Below are 18,802 nucleotides of genomic sequence, written 5' to 3' on the forward strand. Positions count from 1 at the left end.
CGCCACCACGGGTCACCGCTCGTGCAGGGACTCGACCGTCCGGCCCGGTGGACGGCCTCCGGCACGCGGATGAGCCTCTGCCCAACGGGATACCGCTGGGCAGAGGCTCATCCGGACGATCGTGAAGCTAGTTCTTCTGGATCTGGTCGAAGGACAGCTCGACCGGCGTCTCGCGGCCGAAGATCTCGACCAGGCCCTTGACCTTCTTGGAGTCGGGGTTGATCTCGTTGATGGTCGCCTGGAGCGTGGCGAACGGGCCGTCGGTGACGGTGACCGAGTCGCCGACCTCGAAGTCCAGCACCTGGACCTCGACCTTGCGCTGCGGGGCGGGCTTGCCCTCCGCCTCGGCGGCCTCGCGGGCAGCCTTCTCCTCGGCCTCCGGGGCGAGCATCTTGACGATCTCGTCCAGGGTCAGCGGGTACGGGTCGTAGGCGTTGCCGACGAAGCCGGTGACGCCTGGGGTGTTGCGGACGACACCCCAGGACTCGTTCGTCAGGTCCATGCGGACCAGGACGTAGCCCGGCAGCTTGTTCTGCTTGATCGTCTTACGGTCGCCGTTCTTGATCTGGACGACCTCTTCCTGCGGCACCTCGGCCTGGAAGATGTAGTCCTCGACGTTCAGCGAGACGGCGCGCTGCTCCAGGTTGGTCTTCACGCGGTTCTCGTAACCGGCGTACGTGTGGATGACGTACCACTCGCCGGGCAGGGTGCGCAGTTCCTCGCGCAGCGCCTGGATCGGGTCGATGGGCTCGGCAGGCTCTGCCTGGGCGGTCTCCGCGTCGACGTCCGCGACGGCGGCTTCCGCGTCGCCCTCGTCCTCGACGTGCAGAGCGGCCTCCTCGGCCGGCTCGCCCGACTCGGCCTCGGCAGCCTCGAACTCGTCCTGCTCGTCCGCGCCCTCGACGATGTCGAGCTCGTCGTCCACCGTCTCGGCGGCATTCTCGCGAGGCTCGGTGGCGTCGTTCAGGTTCGGATCAGACACGGTGGCTGCTTCTTCCTGGATACATAGAGGTGGAACATGCGAAAACGGGCGCCGGTACCACGGCGCCCTTCGCTCTCGGCTCAGCCGAAGACGTACTTGGCCGCGTGGTTGAGCCCATAGTCAATCACGGTCACCAGGGCGATCATGATGGCGACGAAGAAGATCACCACAGTGGTGTACGACGTCAGCTGATTGCGCGTCGGCCAGACGACCTTGCGGAGCTCCGCGACGATTTGGCGGTAGAAGGTGGCGAGGCGCTTGAGCGGACCCTTCTTGGCCCGCTTGCCGCCCTTGCGGGCCTTCTTCTTGCCCTCGGCCACTTCGTCCTGGGCATCAGGCGTATCGATGGAGCCCACGGCGTCCGTCATTGTCCTCACCTGATCCCGGGTCGTGGCCGTGCCGCGCCCGGTTTCTGAGCCGCACGGCGGTGCAATGCTGTACGTACATGCGCACACATCCTGGCGGTGTGTGTAGCAGGGCCGGAGGGACTTGAACCCCCAACCGCTGGTTTTGGAGACCAGTGCTCTACCAATTGAGCTACGACCCTTTGTGTGCCCCCCAACGTACCGCATCCGGCCGGGTGCTCGGTGTACACCGTCTCGAGAGCGGCTGCTGAAGGCCAACGAGGTGAGAGTGTACGTGGTCCAGGGCCCGGCGTCGAACGGAATGCGCCCATGCGGTGCCTCGCAACGGAAGATCGACGGCGGAACACCCGAAGATCGACCACGTCGACGGCCAGGTCCGGACATCCGTTCCCGTCCCCCTCCCGCGGGACCGCCTTCCCCCTCCGTCCGACGCCGGTCCGGGCACCCGAGGCTGCCGCCCCGCGCGCTCCTCGCCGCGGCCGATCCACGGCAGCCGGGCCGCGTCCGACCTGGTCGGGGCCGGGACGGGCAGCCGGACGCACACCCGGCGACCGCGCTGACGCCCGCCCGCCGGCCCCGGCCGGAGCCGTGTCCGGGACGGGCCGTTCACGCCACCGAGGGCCCGCGGGCCCGCCAGGTCGGTCCTCCTGAGTGAAACCGGCGTGCCGGGCGCGTTTCCGGTCTGGAACGATGGGCCCATGAGCGCTGCAACCACACCCACCGAGCGCCGGGTCTCCGCCCGAATCGGCGCGATCTCCGAGTCCGCCACCCTCGCCGTGGACGCCAAGGCCAAGGCCCTGAAGGCCGCCGGACGTCCGGTGATCGGCTTCGGCGCCGGTGAGCCCGACTTCCCGACTCCGGGCTACATCGTCGAGGCGGCCGTCGAAGCCTGCAGGAACCCCAAGTACCACCGCTACACACCGGCCGGCGGCCTGCCCGAGCTGAAGACCGCGATCGCCGCGAAGACGCTGCGCGACTCCGGCTGGGAGCCCGACGTCTCGCAGATCCTCGTCACCAACGGCGGCAAGCAAGCCATCTACGAGGCCTTCGCGGCGATCCTGGACCCGGGCGACGAGGTCATCGTCCCGGCGCCGTACTGGACGACCTACCCGGAGTCGATCCGCCTCGCGGGCGGCGTCCCGGTGCCGGTCGTCGCGGACGAGACGACCGGCTACCGGGTGACCGTGGAGCAGTTGGAGGCGGCACGCACGGAGAAGACCAAGGTCGTCCTCTTCGTCTCCCCCTCCAACCCGACCGGCGCGGTGTACTCCGAGGCCGAGACCGAAGCGATCGGCCGCTGGGCCGTCGAGCACGACCTGTGGGTGCTCACCGACGAGATCTACGAGCACCTGGTCTACGGCGACGCGGTGTCCGTGTCCCTGCCGGCGCTCCTGCCCGAGCTGCGCGACAAGTGCATCGTGGTCAACGGCGTGGCGAAGACGTATGCCATGACCGGCTGGCGGGTGGGCTGGGTGATCGGCCCGAAGGACGTCGTGAAGGCCGCGACCAACCTGCAGTCGCACGCCACCTCGAACGTCTCCAACGTGGCCCAGGTGGCCGCCCTGGCGGCGGTCTCCGGTGACCTGGCAGCCGTGGCGAAGATGCGCGAGGCCTTCGACCGGCGCCGCCGGACCATCGTGCGGATGCTCAACGAGATCGACGGGGTGGTCTGCCCGGAGCCCGAGGGGGCCTTCTACGCCTACCCGTCGGTCAAGGCCCTGATCGGCAAGGAGATCCGCGGCAAGCGCCCGCAGAGCACGGTCGAGCTGGCCGCGTTGATCCTGGAGGAGGCCGAGGTCGCCGTGGTCCCGGGCGAGGCCTTCGGCACGCCGGGCTACCTGCGGCTGTCCTACGCCCTCGGTGACGAGGACCTGGTCGAGGGCGTGAGCCGGATGCAGAAGCTGCTCGCGGAAGCACGGGACTAACCCCCTCCCCCGCACCAACCTTTCAGTCTTTCCGGACAAAGTACCTGGGAACGTTCCCAGGTACTTTGTTTCTTTGTGCGGGCGGGAGCACGAACGTGGAAACGGCTACCGGACCAGCGGGTGCGTGCGGCAGGATCCTGGGATGGAGCGTGTACGTGATCTCTCTGAGCTTCCGAAAGCCCATCTGCACCTGCACTTCACCGGCTCGATGCGACCGGACACCCTGCTGGAGCTGGCCGACAAGTACGGCGTACGCCTGCCCGACGCGCTGACAGAGGCCCTGACCAGTGGCGAACCACCGAAGCTGCGGGCGACGGACGAGCGGGGCTGGTTCCGTTTCCAGCGCCTGTACGACGCGGCACGTTCCTGCCTGCGCGCGCCCGAGGACATCCGGCGCCTGGTCCGGGAAGCCGCCGAGGAAGACGTCCGGGACGGTTCCGGCTGGCTGGAGATCCAGGTGGACCCGACGTCGTACGCGCCCCGGCTGGGCGGCTTGATCCCGGCGCTGGAGATCATCCTGGACGCGGTGGACACGGCCTCCCGGGAGACGGGCCTGGGGATGCGCGTCCTGGTCGCCGCCAACCGCATGAAACACCCGCTGGACGCGCGCACGCTGGCCCGGCTGGCGGTGCGGTACGCGGACCGGGGCGTAGTCGGCTTCGGGCTGTCCAACGACGAACGGCGGGGCATGGCCCGGGACTTCGACCGCGCCTTCCACATCGCCCGGGAGGGCGGCCTGCTGGCGGCGCCGCACGGCGGCGAGCTGACCGGCCCGGTGTCAGTGCGGGACTGCCTGGACGACCTGCACGCCAGCCGCATCGGCCACGGCGTGCGGGCGGCGGAGGACCCGGGACTGCTGCGGCAGCTCGCCGACCGGGGCGTGACCTGCGAAGTGTGCCCGGCGTCGAACGTGGCGCTCGGCGTCTACGACAAACCGGAGGACGTACCCCTGCGCACCCTGTTCGAGGCGGGTGTCCCGATGGCGCTGGGGGCCGACGACCCCTTGCTCTTCGGCTCGCGGCTGGCGGCGCAGTACGAGATCGCGCGCCGCCACCACGGCTTCACGGACGAGCAGCTGGCAGAGCTGGCACGGCAGTCGATCCGCGCCTGTGCCGCAGCGGACGACGTACGGGCCAAGCTGCTGTCGGGCGTGGACGACTGGCTGGCCGGCTGACGGCCGCGCCGGGCGCCGCCGTCAGGAATGGGCCGTGAGGAGGATGACCTGGGGCAGTGTGTCCTTGTCGAACAGACTGCTGAACTGCCCCTGGCCGACGATCCGGCCGTTGACCTTCATGGTCGGCGTGCCCGGCGCTCCGGAACTCTGGTACGCCTTCTGCGAGGCGGTCGCGTAGTCGCGGTACTTCATGCCCTTGACCGCGGCGTCGAACTTCTCGCTGCGCAGGCCCTTCACCTTCGAGGCCATGCGGAGCAGGAATGCGTCGGTGTAGCCGTCGGTGGTCTCCTCGGGCTGGTGGGCGAAGAGCACCTCGTGGTACTCGGTGAACTTCCCTGCGTCCAGTGCGGCCCGCAGGGCGTTGGCGGCTTTCTCCGAGCCCTGCCCACTGAGCCGGCCGTCGAGGAACGTGGCCAACGTGTACTCGACGCGGACCGCGCCGCTCAGCGTCAGCTCGCGCAGAGCTTCGCCGCCGCCCCCCGTCTCGAACTCCTTGCAGACCGGACAGCGCATGTCCTCGAAGAGACGGACCACGGTCTTCGCACGCGGGGAACCCACCCGGATGGTGGTGCCGTCGGGCGCGATCGACTCCGGCAGCTGGTGGACGTCCGAGTACATCCGTGCCGAAGCACTCTTGCCGGCGGTGTCGGCGGCAGGCCGGCCACACCCCGTGACGAGCATCCCCGCCGTGATCGCCGCGGCCACGACAGCGCCCGTACGGCGGCTCCGTCCCCCTCGCATCGGGTTTCCCTCCCCTGAGACAACAGGAGCCGAGCCTATGCGATCACCGTGAAGGCACTCCAACCGTGTCCCGGGCAGGTGCGGCAGCCACACGGGAGGGTTCCACCGCAGACCGGGAGCGGCGGTGCGGGGCTCTGCTACAGGCTGACGCCCACCGTGACCGGCTCGTTGACCAGGGTGATGCCGAAGGCCTCACGGACCCCGGCGACCACCTCGCGGGCCAGGGCCAGCAGATCCTCGGTGCCGGCGCCGCCCCGGTTGGTGAGCGCGAGCGTGTGCTTGGTGGAGATGCGGGCGGGCCCGGTGCCGTAGCCCTTGGTGAAACCCGCCTTGTCGATCAGCCAGGCGGCTGAGGTCTTCGTACGGCCCTCGCCCGCCGGGTAGGCGGGCGGCTCGGCGCCCGCCCCGAGCCGTTCGCGCACGCACGCGCGGAAGGCGGCGAACTGTTCCTCGGTGAGGATGGGGTTGGTGAAGAAGGACCCCGCCGACCAGGTGTCGTGGTCCTCGGGGTCGAGAACCATGCCCTTGCCCGCGCGCAGCTTGAGCACGGTCTCGCGGGCATCGGCCAGCGGCACCCGGTCGCCGGGTTCGACGCCGAGGGCGCGGGCCGCTTCGGCGTACTTGACGGGTGCGGACAGCCCGCCCGCGTCCTCCAACTCGAAGCGGACGCGGAGCACTACGTAGCGCTCGGGGTCGGACTTGAAGAGACTGTGGCGGTACGCGAACGCGCACTCCCCGTTCGTCAGGGTGACGGTCTCGCCGGACCGCCGGTCGTAGGCGATGACCTCGGTGATGGTCGAGGAGACCTCCTGACCGTAGGCGCCCACGTTCTGGATCGGCGTGGCACCCGCGGAACCGGGGATGCCCGCAAGGCACTCGACCCCGGCGAGCCCTGCCTCGACGGCGCGGGCGACGGCATCCGTCCACACCTCGCCGGCCGCCAGCTCCAGCGTCGTGCCGCTCAGTCCGACACCGCGCGTAGCGATGCGCAGGGCAGTGCCGTCGAAGCCGTCGTCACCGATGACCAGGTTCGATCCGCCGCCGATGATCAGCAGCGGCGTGCCGCTGTGGTCGGCCTCTCGGACCGCGGCAATCACCTCGGCGTCGGTGGATGCGGTGACCAGCCGCTGCGCGGGACCGCCCAGGCGGAAGGTGGTCAGCGGGGCAAGGGGAGCGTCGTGGAGTACCTGCACGGGCCCAAGACTACGAGACGGCTCAGGCAGCGCCGTCCGCCTGCCGTGCCCGCGGGCCGACACTGCCGGCCGTCCCGCGGCGGTGGTCCTGCGGTGATCCTGCCGTGGCCCGCGTGCGGGTGCGGGACGCAGCGGAACACACGGGCCCACGGCCCGCCGGTCGCGTCGACCGGCGGGCCGTGGGTGGTGGATGGTGGATGGTGGGCGGTGGATGGTGGGCGGTGGGCGGTGGGCGGTGGGTGGTGGGCGGTGGGTGGTGGGCGGTGGGTGGCGAACCCGACGAAGCGGATGCCGTGGAGGACGCCGCCGTGCCACCTCGGTGCCCTGCGGCGGGCTGCCGGGCACGGACCGAACAGGCGTGGGCGCCCCGGGCTCCGCGCGCAAAGATCCCTGCTCAGTGGGTGGTGGGCTCCAGAACCTGGCCAGGGACCTGCTCGGCCGCCACGGCAAACCGGCCGCTGCTCTGGCGGGCCGGTATCAGCAGGGCCGCGACAGCGGCGAGAACGACCACCGCGGAACCGGTGACCAGGGCGGGCCGCAGGCCGTCCACGAAGTCCTGCGCGCTGCCGTAACCGCCCTGGGCGGAGAAGATCGACGACATGACCGCGATCCCGAGCGCTCCGCCCACCTCGCGCAGCGCGTTGTTCGCCCCGGAGGCTATGCCCTGCTCCTGCGGGCGGACGCTGGACATGACCAGGTTGGCGGCCGGGGCGAAGTACAGGGCCATGCCGACGCCGCTGATGACCAGGGCGGGCAACTGGACGGCGTAGGAGGCGTCCACGGTGGCCACCCAGGCCATGTAGCCGAGGCCGACGGCCTGCAGGAACAGGCCCGCGGCGACGACCGGCCGGCCGCCGACGCGGTCGGAGAGGATGCCGGCGACGGGCGCGACGAGCATCGGCATACCGGTCCACGGCAGCATTCTGAGGCCGGCCTCGGTGGGCGAGTAGCCGAGGACACCCTGCATGTACTGGCTGAGCAGGAAGATCGAGCCGAACATCCCGACGAACATCAGCAGGCTGGCCGCGTTGATCCCGGAGAAGGCACGGGAGCGGAACAGCCGCATGGGCAGCATCGGCCGGGCGGCACGGGAGCTGTAGTGCACGAAGCCCACCAGTAGTGCTCCGCCCGCGATCAGTGCGGTCAGCACCACGGAGTCGGTCCAGCCGTCGGCCGGCCCCCGGACCAGGCCGTACACGATCCCGAAGAGCCCGCCGCTGGCAAGCAGCGTGCCGGGGACGTCGAGCCGGGCGCCCGCACCGTAGGACTCGGCGAGGCGCAGGCGGGCGAGGGGCAGCACAGCCAGGCCGAGCGGGACGTTCAGCCAGAAGATCCAGTGCCAGGAGACGTGCTCGGTGAGGCTCCCGCCGATGAGCGGTCCGGAGGCGACGGCGAGCCCGTTGACGGCACCCCAGATGCCGAACACCGTGCCGCGCCTGGCGGCGGGCACGGCCGCGGTCAGCAGGGTCAGGGTGAGCGGCATCATCACGGCCGCACCGACGCCCTGGACCGCGCGGGCCGCGATCAGGGAGCCGATGCCGGGGGCCATGGCCGCGGCGGCGGAGGCGCCGGTGAAGACGGCGAGTCCGGCGATGAAGAGCCGGCGGCGTCCGAAGCGGTCGCCGAGCGCGGCGCCGGACATCAGCAGGACGGCGAAGGTGAGCGTGTACGCGCTCACGGTCCACTCCAGATCGTCCAGCGCGCCGCCGAGGTCCTTGCGGATGGCGGGGAGTGCGGTGGTGACGACGAGGTTGTCCAAGGCCGCCATGAATCCGGCGACGCTGGTGATGACCAGGGCCCATACGGCAGCCCCGCGCGGCGTGCTGGTGCCGGGTGCTGCTGTCTGCTCTGACATTGTTCCCCCCAGGGGACTGAATCGTTAGTAATTGATGACTAACTTTCACGGCCGTGAAGAGCGGCGACGCTTTCCCCGTCCGCTCGCGCTACACCGCTGAACGGCCCGTGAGCCGCACCGCCGGGCTGAGCCCCTCCCACACCCGGTGCTCGGGCGGGAAACCCATGGCCACGAGGGTGTTGATGAGCATCCCGCACGCCAGGAAGTCGGTCGTCTCGCCGACGTCCGCACCGAGCGCCAGACGCACGGTGTCCCACAGCCTCATCCAGCCATCCCGTACGCTCTCGCCGAACTCGTGGTCGCCCTCTTGCTCAGCGGCCGCCACGGCCACGTACATCTGCATCTGCATCATCAGCCGTTCGGGGCGTTCGGCGATCACCGTGGTGTACGCGTCCGCCATGGCGTGCAGGGCCTCTTCACCCTGCAGACCCTCCGCGGCCTCCTCGAAGGTCCGGACGGTGTCCTGCACGCAGCGCTCGGCCGCCGCGAGGAAGATGGCCCTCTTTCCCGGGAAGAGCCGGAAGAGGTACGGCTGCGAGACGCCGACCCGCTTGGCGATCGCCTCGGTGGAGGTGCCGTGGTAGCCACCACGTGCGAACTCGGCGGTCGCCGCGCGGATGACACTCTCGCGCCGCTCCTGTGCGCTCATCCTGGGCATGAAAGTAAGTTAGTACTCAATCACTAATGGGGTCAAGGTCCGGGGACGACCGGTCCGTCGCCCGGAGTCTCCGGGCCGCCCCCGGACCTGCCGTCAGGCCAGCCGTACGACCGCCCGCGACATGCCCAGCACTTTCTGACCGCCGCTGGTCGCCGTCAGGTCCACCCGTACAGAGTTGTCGTCCAGCTTCGCCGCGACCTTGCCGCTGACCTCGATCAAGGCACCGCGGTCGTCGTTCGGGACGACGACGGGCTTGGTGAAGCGGACGCCGTACTCCACGACCGCACCCGGATCGCCGGTCCAGTCGGTGACCACCCTGATCGCCTCGGCCATGGTGAACATGCCGTGAGCGATGACGTCGGGCAGGCCGACGTCCTTGGCAAACTTCTCGTTCCAGTGGATCGGGTTGAAGTCCCCGGAGGCACCGGCGTAGCGCACGAGCGTGGCACGGGTCACCGGGAAGGTACGCGTCGGCAGTTCCGTGCCGACCTCGACGTCGTCGTACGCGATCTTCGCCGTCATCAGGTCTCACGCCTCCTCGGCCGCGCGGGCCACCAGCTTGGTCCAGGCCGTCACGACGTGCTCGCCCGCCTCGTCGTGCACTTCGCCGCGGACATCCAGGATGTCGTTGCCCGCGAGGGACTTGATCGCCTCGATGGTGGAGGTGACCGTGAGCCTGTCGCCGGCCCGGACCGGACGGCTGTACGCGAACTTCTGGTCGCCGTGCACCACACGGCTGTAGTCGAGCCCGAGTTGCGGGTCCTCGACGACCTCTCCGGCGGCACGGAAGGTGATGGAGAACACGAAGGTCGGCGGGGCGATCACGTCGGAGTGGCCGAACGCCTTCGCGGCCTCCGGGTCCGTGTACACCGGGTTGGTCTCGCCCACCGCTTCGGCGAACTCGCGGATCTTCTCCCGGCCCACCTCATAGGGCGCGGTGGGCGGATAGGTCCGCCCCACGAAGGACTGGTCGAGCGCCATGGCCCGGCACCTCCTGATGTCTGCTGTGTTGGCCCAAACTAGCCGGAAACCAGTCGGAGATCGTCCGATGGAACCGGTGAGGCAGGACGGCGAACGAGTGGAGCACGGGAGTGCCACCCGGCCGGCGAAACGCCGTGAGGCCGCCCCCTCGGAAGGGGACGGCCTCACGAACGAGCCTATTTATCGCGTTTCGCGGTGCGCAGTGTGCGCGTTGCAACGCGGGCAGTGCTTCTTCATCTCAAGACGGTCCGGGTTGTTACGCCGGTTCTTCTTGGTGATGTAGTTCCGCTCCTTGCACTCCACGCAGGCCAGCGTGATCTTTGGGCGGACGTCGGTGGCAGCCACGTGAGTGCTCCTATGACGAACGGGTGGACTGATTCAACGCAAGAAAGAGTAGCCGATCGAAGGACCGACCCCGCAATCGGCTACTGTTAGTAGCGGTGACCGGACTTGAACCGGTGACACAGCGATTATGAGCCGCTTGCTCTACCGACTGAGCTACACCGCTTTGATGAGTTCAGTCCCGCCTTGCAGCGGGAACCTCTCACATCAGAGCCCCAAAACGGAATCGAACCGTTGACCTTCTCCTTACCATGGAGACGCTCTGCCGACTGAGCTATTGGGGCGAGCGATGAAGACATTACACGGTCCGCAGCCGTTCACCCAAATCCGTATCCGGCCGCCCCGTGCGACCCGGTTCGCCGCCTTCCCAGCCGCCTCCTGAGTCTCCGACACACCGAAGAGAGCGGGGGCGCCACGGCGTCACCGCAGGCGGCGGTGACACGCGTGCGGTCGACACGTGTACCCCCTGAGGCGGACCACGCCGGTACGACTATTGCGCTCCTACGCGCTTCGCGTACCTCGCCGCCCTAGGCTCGACTCACTCTGGGTGATCTTGGGTTGTCCCGGCCGCGGAGTCCCCCCGCGGCGTCCCCCACGGAGTACCTGCCCGTCCCGCCCCCGAACCCCTTCCCCGAGCCTTTCCCCGGACCCTTCGCCCGAAGCCCCCTTCCGCGAGTCTCCACGCATCCCTTTCCCCAGCCCCGGCCCGACCTCCCGACCTGGAGTGCGATGCCCGACAGCCAGCCGCAGCCCCACCCGCCGTCGAACCCGTCGGGTTCGTCCGGGCCGGCCCGCCCGGCCTCCCTGCTGCTGTGCGGGGCACGGCTCACCGACGGCCGGACCGTGGACGTACGGCTGAGCGACGGGCGCATCGAGGCGGTGGGCACGGTCGGCAGTCTCGCGCCGGGACCGGTGCGGGCAGCCGCCTCACGCGTGGACCTGAACGGCTACCTGCTCCTGCCCGCACCGGCCGAACCGCACGCCCACGGCGACACCGCGCTGTCCTGCGAACGCCCCGGCCCGGTGTCGTACGCCCCCGAGGACGTCCAGCGTCGGGCGACCGAGGCGACCCTGCTGCAACTCGGGCACGGGGCGACGGCCGTGCGCGCGCACGTGCGCGTGGGCGACGTCCAGGGGCTCGGCGCACTGGGTGCGGTCCTGCAGGCACGGCGGTCGCTGCGGGGGCTCGCGGAACTGACGACGGTGGCGATGCCCAGGCTGCTCACCGGGGCGGCCGGAGCCGACGGGCTCGCAATGCTGCGGGACGCGGTGAAGATGGGTGCCTCCGTGGTGGGCGGCTGCCCGGATCTGGATCCGGACCCCACGGGCTATGTGGAAGCGGTCCTGGAGGTCGCGTCCGAGCACGGCTGCCCGGTGGACCTGCACACGGACGCCGCCGACCCGGCCCGGTTGTCCCGGCTCGCAGCCATGGCGGGGGGGTTGCGTCCCGGCGTGACGATCGGCCCGTGCGCCGGTCTCGCGCGCCTGCCCACCGAGGTCGCCTGCCGTGTGGCGGACCAGCTCGCGGCGGCCGGCGTGGCGGTGGTGTGCCTGCCCCAGGGCGGCTGCGGCAGCGCCGACCGGCGAGGCGCGGCACCGGTGCGGCTGCTGCACGCGGCCGGGGTGCGGGTGACGGCCGGAAGCGGCGCCCTGCGGGACGCGTCCAACCCCGTCGGCCGCGGCGACCCCCTGGAAGCGGCCTACCTCCTCGCCTCCGTGCACGGCCTGCGCCCGCAGGACGCCTACGACGTCGTGAGCGCCTCGGCCCGCGCGGTCCTGGGCCTGGCCGACGTGCGGGTGGAGGCGGGATTCCCCGCGGAGCTCCTGGCCGTACGCGGCGACCACCTGGCCGGCGCGCTCTCCCTGGCCTACAGCCGGATCGTGGTGCACCGCGGCCGGGTCGTGGCGCGTACCAGCGCGGTCCGCGAGTACTGCAACTCGGCGGCGGCGACCGAGGCCGGGCTGCCGCGGCAGGGGCGGAAGGACCCCTCGTGAAGCGGCCCAAGCCCAAGCCGGTCACCTCGTGCAGCGGATGTGGTGCGTCGGGCGTACGGTCGGAACCATGCGCATTGTTATCGCTGGTGGTCATGGTCAGATCGCGCTGCGGCTGGAGCGCCTGCTCTCCGCGCACGGGCACGAGGCCGCGGGCATCATCCGCAAGGCCGAACAGGGCGACGACCTGCGGGCGGTCGGAGCCGAACCGATCCTGCTCGACCTGGAGTCCGCCTCGGTGGAGGAGGTCGCGGCGCATCTGCAGGGTGCGGACGCGGCCGTGTTCGCGGCCGGCGCCGGTCCGGGCAGTGGCGTAGGCCGCAAGGAGACGGTGGACCGCGGCGCGGCGGTGCTGTTCGCGGACGCGGCGGTCCGCGCGCGGGTCCGCCGCTTCGTCGTGGTGTCCTCGATGGGCGCGGATCCCGCGCACCCGGGCGACGACGTCTTCGACGTGTACCTGCGCGCCAAGGGCGAGGCCGACGCGTACGTCACCCGGCAGGAAGCACTGGACTGGACGATCCTGCGGCCCGGCTCCCTGACGAACGACGCGGGTACCGGATTGGTCCGGCTGGAGGCGCACACCGGGCGGGGAGCGGTGCCCCGGGACGATGTGGCAGCCGTCCTCGCGGAGCTGGTGGACACGTCGTCGACGGCCGGCCTGGTCCTGGAGCTCGTCGGCGGTTCGGTGCCGGTTCCGGTGGCGGTGAAGTCGGTGGCCGGGAACTGAGTCCGGCCGTCGGCCGACGGACGAGGCCTCCCCGCGCAGCGCGCTGCCGCTCCGTCAGGGACCGGGCGTTTTCAGAACGGTGACAGTTGCCTGACGATGACCGGCACGACACAGCCGTCCAACGCCGGCTGGACGGGGCCGGGTTGCGGCTTGCTGCCGGGATCCGGCGCCGGAGACGAGCGCCCTGCCCCCATCCCGGAAGGGTCGTGGCGCGCGAAGCGGCCCGCTGCGGCGGCGGTTCCGCGGCTGCACACCGGGCAGGTTCTGCGTCGGGAGGGCGTGACGCCGCTGTGCCCACAGCAGGGCGGGGCGGCACCGGAGTCAGGTCCGGGTCTCCGCCTCCCAGCGCTCCGGGCCCACTCCACGCCAGTCGATCAGCGGCGAGTCGGCCACCTGTTCCGGTTCGATCTCCAGCCCGGCCCGCCGTAGGAACTCCACCAGGTCTCGCACGTTGTGCGCGAGACCGAGGATCTCGCCGTCCACCCGGACTCGACGGCCGCCGGTCGGGGACGGCAGGTGCACGACGATGGGTCGTTTCCCGGCCATGGCTCCAGCATCGTCCGGACCGCCCGGAGCCGCACCCGGACCGTTCATTCGAGAAGGCCCGGCACGGTGTCCGGTCGGCACAGCGGGCACGCCATGACGCCTGCCTCGGTGAGCGCGCACATCGTCTGCTCCCGGCCGACCGCCACCGACGGTCACCCTCCAGCCGATCCGGCCGCGCTGCCGCAACCTCGGGGCGGCGCGACGGACGCACCCTGATGGCCACGCCTGCCCGGGCCGCTGTCCGCCGATCCGGCCACGTCGATCACGGACGCTTCGGCGCTCCGCGCGGAATCACCCAGTCCGGCACCCAGGTCCCGGCGGTGTCGTGGCCGGCCGCTGTGGCTGCGAGGTGGGCGCGGAGGATGGCCAGCGCCGGGTGAGGGTTGTCGCGGTGCCAGAGGAGCGAGTGCGGGTAGACGGGCGTCGGATCGGTCACCGGGATGCGGCGCAGGCCGTGGTCGGCCGGCCAGATGAGGCGAGTGTGCCCGCCCATGAAGGTGGCCAGGGCCGGGGTGTCGGCGATGGTGTCCAAGAGCGCGTCGGAGCCGAAGTTGGGGCCGGTCGCCTCGATCGTGAGGCCGAACTCGGCGACGAGGGCGTCGTAGTAGGCGCCCCACTCGGTACCGGGGGCGATGCCGGGCATCCAGATCCGGTGCCCGGAGAGCTGGGCGACGGTCACCGACCGGGCGCCCGCCAGCGCGTGGGCGGGGCCGGCGAGCAACTGGAGCGGCTCGTCGAGCACCCGGACGGACTCGATGTCCTCGGGAAGGGGCCGGCCGGGCGCGACGACAGCACGGAAGGACGCGTCGATCGCACCGGAGCGGATGGCGGTGACGGCCTCCTCGATGTCGAACAGCGTCACCACGTCGAGGTCGGTCTCGGGATACGCGCGGTGGAAGCCGCGCATCAGGCCCGACGCCGCACCACGCAAAGCGATCACGTCGACGCGCAGCGGACGGCGGCCGGGACGCACGGACGCGACCGCGCGCTCGGCGACGCGCAGCAGCTCGCGTGCGTGGGGCAGGAACGCCTGTCCGTCGATGGTGAGCTCGGCACCGCGCGGGGTGCGGGTGAACAGCCGCACCCCGAGGTTGCGCTCCAGGGTGGCGATGCGCTTGGAGACGGCTTGCTGGGTGACCTCCAGGTCGGCGGCGGCCTCCTGGAACTGCCCCGCGTCGGCGGCGGTGACGAAGGTCCGGACAGTGTCGAGGTCCATACCGAGACCCTACGACTACAACCATGGGTTGTGACTGACGGCCTTGTGGTTGTTTGATCCCTGCTCACGGTGCTCGCTTTGATGCTGCCGATCGCAGATCAGTTGTACGAGCGGGGGCGTCGGGCGTGAGGAGCGGGCAGCGACTGGGGCGGCGGTTCGGGTGGCTCTGGGGAGCGTACGGGACCAGCGCGCTCGGCACCTGGCTCGCCTTCGGCGCGTTCCCGCTGATCGCCGTGCGGGTACTTGACGCCGGACCGGCCGAGGTCGCCGCGCTCTCCTCAGCAGGGTCTGCGGTGGGCGCGGCCGTGGCGGTGCCGCTCGGCCCATGGGTGGAGTTCCGCCGCAAACGGCCGGTGCTGATCGCGATGGACCTGGTGCGGTTCGCGGCGCTGCTGACGGTCCCCGTCGCGTACGCGCTCGGCGCACTCACGTTCCTCCAGCTCCTGCTGGTCTCGGTGGTCGTCGCGGCGGCCGACATCACCTTCCGCGCCGCCTCCGGCGCGCACCTGAAGACGCTGCTGCCGGCCGCGGACCTGCTCGTCGCCAACGCCCGGTTCGAGTCAACGGCATGGACGACCACGATCATCGGACCGCCGCTCGGTGGCGCCGCGATCGGGCTGCTCGGTCCGGTGGCGACGGTGGCCGCCGACGCGGTCAGCTACCTGCTCTCGGCCCTGGGCATCGGCGCGATGGGCGGGCACGAGCCACTGCCCGAGCGCCGGGAGGCCGTACGCCTGCGGGCCCGGGACCTCCTGGACGGCTGGCGGCACATCCTCGCCGACGCGACGCTGCGTCCGCTGTTTCTCCACACCGCCTTGTTCAACGGCCTGGTGATGGCCGCCTCGCCGCTGCTGGCCGTCCTGATGCTCGGCCGACTCGGGTTCGCACCGTGGCAGTACGGCCTCGCCTTCGCCGCGCCCTCGATCGGCGGGCTACTCGGTTCGCGGCTGGCCCGACCACTCGTCACCCGGCTCGGGCAGCGCCGGGCCCTGGTCATGGCCGGGACAATGCGGGCGATCTGGCCCGTCGGCCTGGCCTTCCCGGGGTCAGGCACCGCAGGACTGCTGCTGGTGATGGGCGTCGAACTCGGGCTCATCTTCTGCTGCGGGGTCTTCAACCCCGTCCACGCCACCTACCGCCTGGAGCGCACCGCGCCCGACCGGGTCACCCGCATGCTGTCCGCCTGGGCGGTGACGACCAAGGCCTCGACCGCAGCCCTGACGGCCGTCTGGGGCGTGTTGGGTGGCGTGCTCGGCCCGCGTACGGCCATCGGCCTGGCCGGCGTGTTCCTGCTGGCGACCCCGCTGCTGCTCCCCCACCGTGCGGCGGCGCTCCCCTCAGAGCCGGAGTCGGCGTCGAGCCGCGCCTGACGGGCCGCCACGAGCCACCCCCGGCACCGGATCGGCCCGCCTCGGCGAAACCGCCAGACTCCCCAGGGGCGGGTCATGAGGAGGTGCGGCTCGGCCCAGCAGTTCCGTGCTCGGAACTGACGAAGCAGCAGTCGGCATCCATGTCAGTGCTCTGATCTACGGTGTCCCCCATGCCACCTTCCGAGATCACGCGCGCGGGGATCCTGCGGGCGATTGCTGAGTGTGACCGGCTCGGGCCCGAAGCGTTCCGTGCCGAGTACGGCTACCACGCGGCTGCAAAGTACCTACTCGTTCACGAGGGGCGGCAGTACGACTCAAAAGCCATAGCGGGTGTTGCCCACCTGTACGACTTTGGTGTGGCGCTCAAACCCTCAACTCCAGGATTCAGTGGCGGTCTCAAGCACGCGGTGGCGTGGTTGAGACGGGAGGGCTTCACTGTCGTGGAGCCGCCCAAGACCTTTCACCGACGCGTGGGGGACGTGCGTCCTGCACGTCGCACGGACGGGACAGCGTTGCACCGGCCCGTGCTTCTGCTCTGGGCGATCGGACAGGCGGTGGTCGGCGCCCCACGCATGCGATCGTGGTCAACGACGCGCGACGCTGTAGCCCCGCTGATGGAGAAGTACGCCCACGTCGATGACGGCGTGGATGGCGCGCGATACCCCTTTTGGGCACTCACGCGTGATGACTTGTGGACCTTGGACCGTGCAGAGGATCTCACCCTCACCAGCCGTGGGCGGCGTCCCACCGTGGAGTCCTTGAACCAGGTCGACCCCGCCGGGGGTCTCCGTGAAGACGACTACGCTCTGCTGCAGTCGCGTCCCGAAGCCGCAGCCTCTGCTGCTGCCGGCCTCATCCTGCGCTACTTCTACCCGCTGCATCCCGATCTGCTGGGAGACTTCGGGTTGCACGAACTACTCGCTGGCCGGTGGGCCGACGCACTACGCCCCCAACTGGGCGAGAGCTTCAAGGACCGCGATGCCATCTGGCGCGCCTACGGCGGTCAGAAGATGGCGGGCATCGGCTGCCTCGCCGATGGCATCCTCAGTGCCTTCTCGGACGAAAAGGGGCCCTACGACGACCGTCGCATCCCGGACACGAACTGGATCGCCTACGTGGGAGACGGCCTCTCCGGCGACCAGCAGATCACCGACGGCAACGAGCTGATGGCCGCATACCAGGCCACGGGACGCCCTCTCCGCTACTGGCACAAGCCGTATCAGGGGCAGTTCAGCTTCGAGACCTGGGCGGTCATCGTCCAACGCCGACTACGGTGGGGGGTCGGAGAAGACAAGAAGTGGCGCCGGGAGTTCCTCTGGATCCTGGCCCCCGTTCCCTCTCCGGAACGCGAGACGTGGCCAGCTGAGGTTTCGGAGGCACTGGACGCTGATACGGGCGCGCTTCACGACGACACCGGCACCTACCGCCCAAGTGACGTGGACCCCGAAGTGCAGGACACCGCGGAGAGTGACAAGGACGCGTACCGACGTCTCTCCCGGAGCGCGGAAGCCAACGCCAACCGCCGAGGACAGCTGAAGAGGCCGTCGCTCGCCGACCGGTTCGTCCGCGACCCCAGCGCACGGGCAGCAGTTCTCCGCCGCTGCAACGACAGCTGCGAGAATCCCCAGTGCGACGGCCACCCCAAGGAGCGCACCACGGCAGGCAAGCCGATCTTGCAGGTCGATCACGTGCACGACCTAGCCAAGGGTGGCCCTGACGTTCCGTGGAACATGATCGCCCTGTGTCCCAACTGCCACGCCCTCAAAACCTACGGCGTCAACCGGGAGAAGCTCCGCCGCCGGCTCTCTGCCACTGCGAAGCAACTGCACGCCGAGGCACTTCGGTAGGCCCTCAAGGGCGTTATCTGCCCGGGCCGTTCGACCGCCTTCGGTTCGTCCCGAAGCACCTTGGGGGTGGGGCGGAGTCCTGGGCTGCTGTGGCTCCTCCCTGCTGTGGCTCCTCCCTGCTGTGGCTCCTCCCTGCGCTGATGGTCCGCAGGCGTCCGCGCTTGCCCGCCGTTGTTCATCTGTGGTGTCACGCAGGTGGACACTCGAGGGTCCCGAGGACGCGATACAGTGCGCGCCGTGGACATACCCAGCTGGTTCGTCTGGATCGCTCTCGGTCTGGCCGCCCTGCAGGCCCTCGGCCTCATTCCCGCCATCCGTCGACTGCGCGGATCCGACTCCTCGGTGCGTTTCAAGGCGCGCCTCGACCTGCTGGACATCGTCGCCTCCCTGCTGCTCCTCGGCGGCATTCTGCTGAGCCTCGCAGTAGCGGAATCCTGGTTCTGGCTCACCATCGCCGGCTTCGCGCTCATGGCCGCCGTCTACGCCGTGAAGGGCGTCCACTGGCTTTACGCCCGCCGCTCTCCCACGGCCTGATCCAAACGACAGACTGTCACCGCTCGGTGCACCACTTCTTGCGGCTGTTCCGGACGCAACGCGGCGGACCCGTCCAGGACGCCGGGTACGGCGAGGTGAGGGCGGAAAGCCCGCACGCGTGCTCTCACGTGCGCTCAGTGCGCGTCACTACTCGCGATGCGCCCATATGGCCTCGCCATGCTGCCGTGTCCACGTGGCTCAGTTCTGGGGTGGAACCGCAGAGGTAGCCGCGCGCTCCGGCCATTCCCTGGCCGTACTGTTCCGGTTGTCTGCGAAATGCCTGGACGGGGGTGCCGGCACGGCGAACGCCGCATCGAACAGGCGCGTGAGAACGGCAGCCAGGAGGCCCGGGAG

At 70.4% G+C, this 18,802-nt stretch carries 19 protein-coding genes and 3 tRNA genes; 7 read left to right on the plus strand and 15 right to left on the minus strand.

All coding sequences use genetic code 11. The features are described from left to right. Positions 1-127: 127 nt before the first annotated feature. From nusG to LK06_RS12470, 3 genes are all read right to left on the minus strand, one after another. Positions 128-982 (minus strand): transcription termination/antitermination protein NusG, encoded by an 855-nt coding sequence (nusG, locus tag LK06_RS12460; protein ID WP_039656268.1) that lies wholly within the window; start codon positions 980-982, stop codon positions 128-130. 80 nt (positions 983-1,062) lie between these two features. Continuing rightward, a complete protein-coding gene (secE, locus tag LK06_RS12465) occupies positions 1,063-1,350 on the minus strand; it encodes a preprotein translocase subunit SecE (RefSeq protein WP_039656270.1) in 288 nt (95 codons plus the stop codon). A gap of 106 nt (positions 1,351-1,456) precedes the next feature. Next, positions 1,457-1,529, minus strand: a tRNA-Trp gene (locus tag LK06_RS12470). 516 nt (positions 1,530-2,045) lie between these two features. On the opposite strand from LK06_RS12470, the gene LK06_RS12475 reads away from it, so the two are divergent. Together LK06_RS12475 and LK06_RS12480 are read left to right on the plus strand one after the other, a co-directional pair. Beyond that, positions 2,046-3,272 carry a pyridoxal phosphate-dependent aminotransferase gene (locus tag LK06_RS12475; RefSeq protein ID WP_039656272.1) on the plus strand — a complete coding sequence of 409 codons (1,227 nt, stop codon included), beginning with the start codon at positions 2,046-2,048 and terminating at the stop codon, positions 3,270-3,272. Positions 3,273-3,414: 142 nt separating this feature from the next. Beyond that, complete coding sequence (locus LK06_RS12480) at positions 3,415-4,446, plus strand: adenosine deaminase (RefSeq protein WP_039656274.1); 1,032 nt, start codon at positions 3,415-3,417, stop codon at positions 4,444-4,446. Positions 4,447-4,467: 21 nt separating this feature from the next. On the opposite strand, the gene LK06_RS12485 is transcribed toward LK06_RS12480, so the two are convergent. From LK06_RS12485 to LK06_RS12525, 9 genes are all read right to left on the minus strand, one after another. Beyond that, the gene (locus LK06_RS12485; RefSeq protein WP_052270210.1) at positions 4,468-5,187 is read right to left on the minus strand and encodes a DsbA family protein; all 720 of its coding nucleotides are present in this window, start codon (positions 5,185-5,187) and stop codon (positions 4,468-4,470) included. A 137-nt stretch (positions 5,188-5,324) separates the two neighbouring features. Continuing rightward, entirely contained in the window at positions 5,325-6,380 is a 1,056-nt protein-coding gene (locus LK06_RS12490) for a UDP-N-acetylmuramate dehydrogenase (RefSeq protein ID WP_039656275.1), read from the minus strand. Positions 6,381-6,774: 394 nt separating this feature from the next. Next, a complete protein-coding gene (locus tag LK06_RS12495) occupies positions 6,775-8,235 on the minus strand; it encodes a DHA2 family efflux MFS transporter permease subunit (protein WP_071659364.1) in 1,461 nt (486 codons plus the stop codon). Positions 8,236-8,323: 88 nt separating this feature from the next. Beyond that, on the minus strand, positions 8,324-8,893 hold the full coding sequence (locus tag LK06_RS12500; protein WP_174673854.1) for a TetR/AcrR family transcriptional regulator: 570 nt from the start codon (positions 8,891-8,893) through the stop codon (positions 8,324-8,326). Between the two features lie 93 nt (positions 8,894-8,986). Continuing rightward, entirely contained in the window at positions 8,987-9,415 is a 429-nt protein-coding gene (locus LK06_RS12505; protein WP_039656279.1) for a MaoC family dehydratase, read from the minus strand. A gap of 6 nt (positions 9,416-9,421) precedes the next feature. Continuing rightward, positions 9,422-9,874: a MaoC family dehydratase N-terminal domain-containing protein gene (locus tag LK06_RS12510; protein ID WP_039656281.1), complete on the minus strand. Its 453-nt coding sequence runs from the start codon at positions 9,872-9,874 to the stop codon at positions 9,422-9,424. 180 nt (positions 9,875-10,054) lie between these two features. Beyond that, positions 10,055-10,219 (minus strand): 50S ribosomal protein L33, encoded by a 165-nt coding sequence (gene rpmG, locus LK06_RS12515; protein WP_003948671.1) that lies wholly within the window; start codon positions 10,217-10,219, stop codon positions 10,055-10,057. Between the two features lie 90 nt (positions 10,220-10,309). After that, positions 10,310-10,382 (minus strand) — tRNA-Met (locus LK06_RS12520). Between the two features lie 45 nt (positions 10,383-10,427). Continuing rightward, positions 10,428-10,500, minus strand: a tRNA-Thr gene (locus LK06_RS12525). Positions 10,501-10,945: 445 nt separating this feature from the next. Here LK06_RS12525 and LK06_RS12530 point away from each other — a divergent pair. Together LK06_RS12530 and LK06_RS12535 are read left to right on the plus strand one after the other, a co-directional pair. Next, positions 10,946-12,211, plus strand: coding sequence for an amidohydrolase family protein (locus LK06_RS12530; protein WP_043432833.1), 1,266 nt, complete (start codon positions 10,946-10,948; stop codon positions 12,209-12,211). Positions 12,212-12,278: 67 nt separating this feature from the next. Continuing rightward, positions 12,279-12,935, plus strand: coding sequence for an NAD(P)H-binding protein (locus tag LK06_RS12535; protein WP_039656286.1), 657 nt, complete (start codon positions 12,279-12,281; stop codon positions 12,933-12,935). A 321-nt stretch (positions 12,936-13,256) separates the two neighbouring features. Here the strand turns inward: LK06_RS12535 and LK06_RS12545 are convergent, their stop codons facing one another. From LK06_RS12545 to LK06_RS12550, 3 genes are all read right to left on the minus strand, one after another. After that, positions 13,257-13,481: a hypothetical protein gene (locus LK06_RS12545; RefSeq protein WP_174673855.1), complete on the minus strand. Its 225-nt coding sequence runs from the start codon at positions 13,479-13,481 to the stop codon at positions 13,257-13,259. 44 nt (positions 13,482-13,525) lie between these two features. Next, entirely contained in the window at positions 13,526-13,627 is a 102-nt protein-coding gene (locus tag LK06_RS34285; RefSeq protein ID WP_267886164.1) for a DUF6233 domain-containing protein, read from the minus strand. Between the two features lie 116 nt (positions 13,628-13,743). Beyond that, entirely contained in the window at positions 13,744-14,697 is a 954-nt protein-coding gene (locus tag LK06_RS12550; RefSeq protein ID WP_043432836.1) for a LysR family transcriptional regulator, read from the minus strand. A 125-nt stretch (positions 14,698-14,822) separates the two neighbouring features. Between LK06_RS12550 and LK06_RS12555 the strand changes: the two genes are divergently transcribed. From LK06_RS12555 to LK06_RS12565, 3 genes are all read left to right on the plus strand, one after another. Then, a complete protein-coding gene (locus LK06_RS12555) occupies positions 14,823-16,067 on the plus strand; it encodes an MFS transporter (RefSeq protein WP_043432837.1) in 1,245 nt (414 codons plus the stop codon). 170 nt (positions 16,068-16,237) lie between these two features. Continuing rightward, positions 16,238-17,914 carry an HNH endonuclease signature motif containing protein gene (locus LK06_RS35445; protein WP_039656291.1) on the plus strand — a complete coding sequence of 559 codons (1,677 nt, stop codon included), beginning with the start codon at positions 16,238-16,240 and terminating at the stop codon, positions 17,912-17,914. A gap of 237 nt (positions 17,915-18,151) precedes the next feature. Beyond that, entirely contained in the window at positions 18,152-18,448 is a 297-nt protein-coding gene (locus LK06_RS12565) for a hypothetical protein (protein ID WP_043432843.1), read from the plus strand. The last annotated feature ends 354 nt before the right edge of the window (positions 18,449-18,802 follow it).

The organism is Streptomyces pluripotens (genome assembly GCF_000802245.2).
Taxonomy (GTDB): Bacteria; Actinomycetota; Actinomycetes; order Streptomycetales; family Streptomycetaceae; genus Streptomyces; species Streptomyces pluripotens.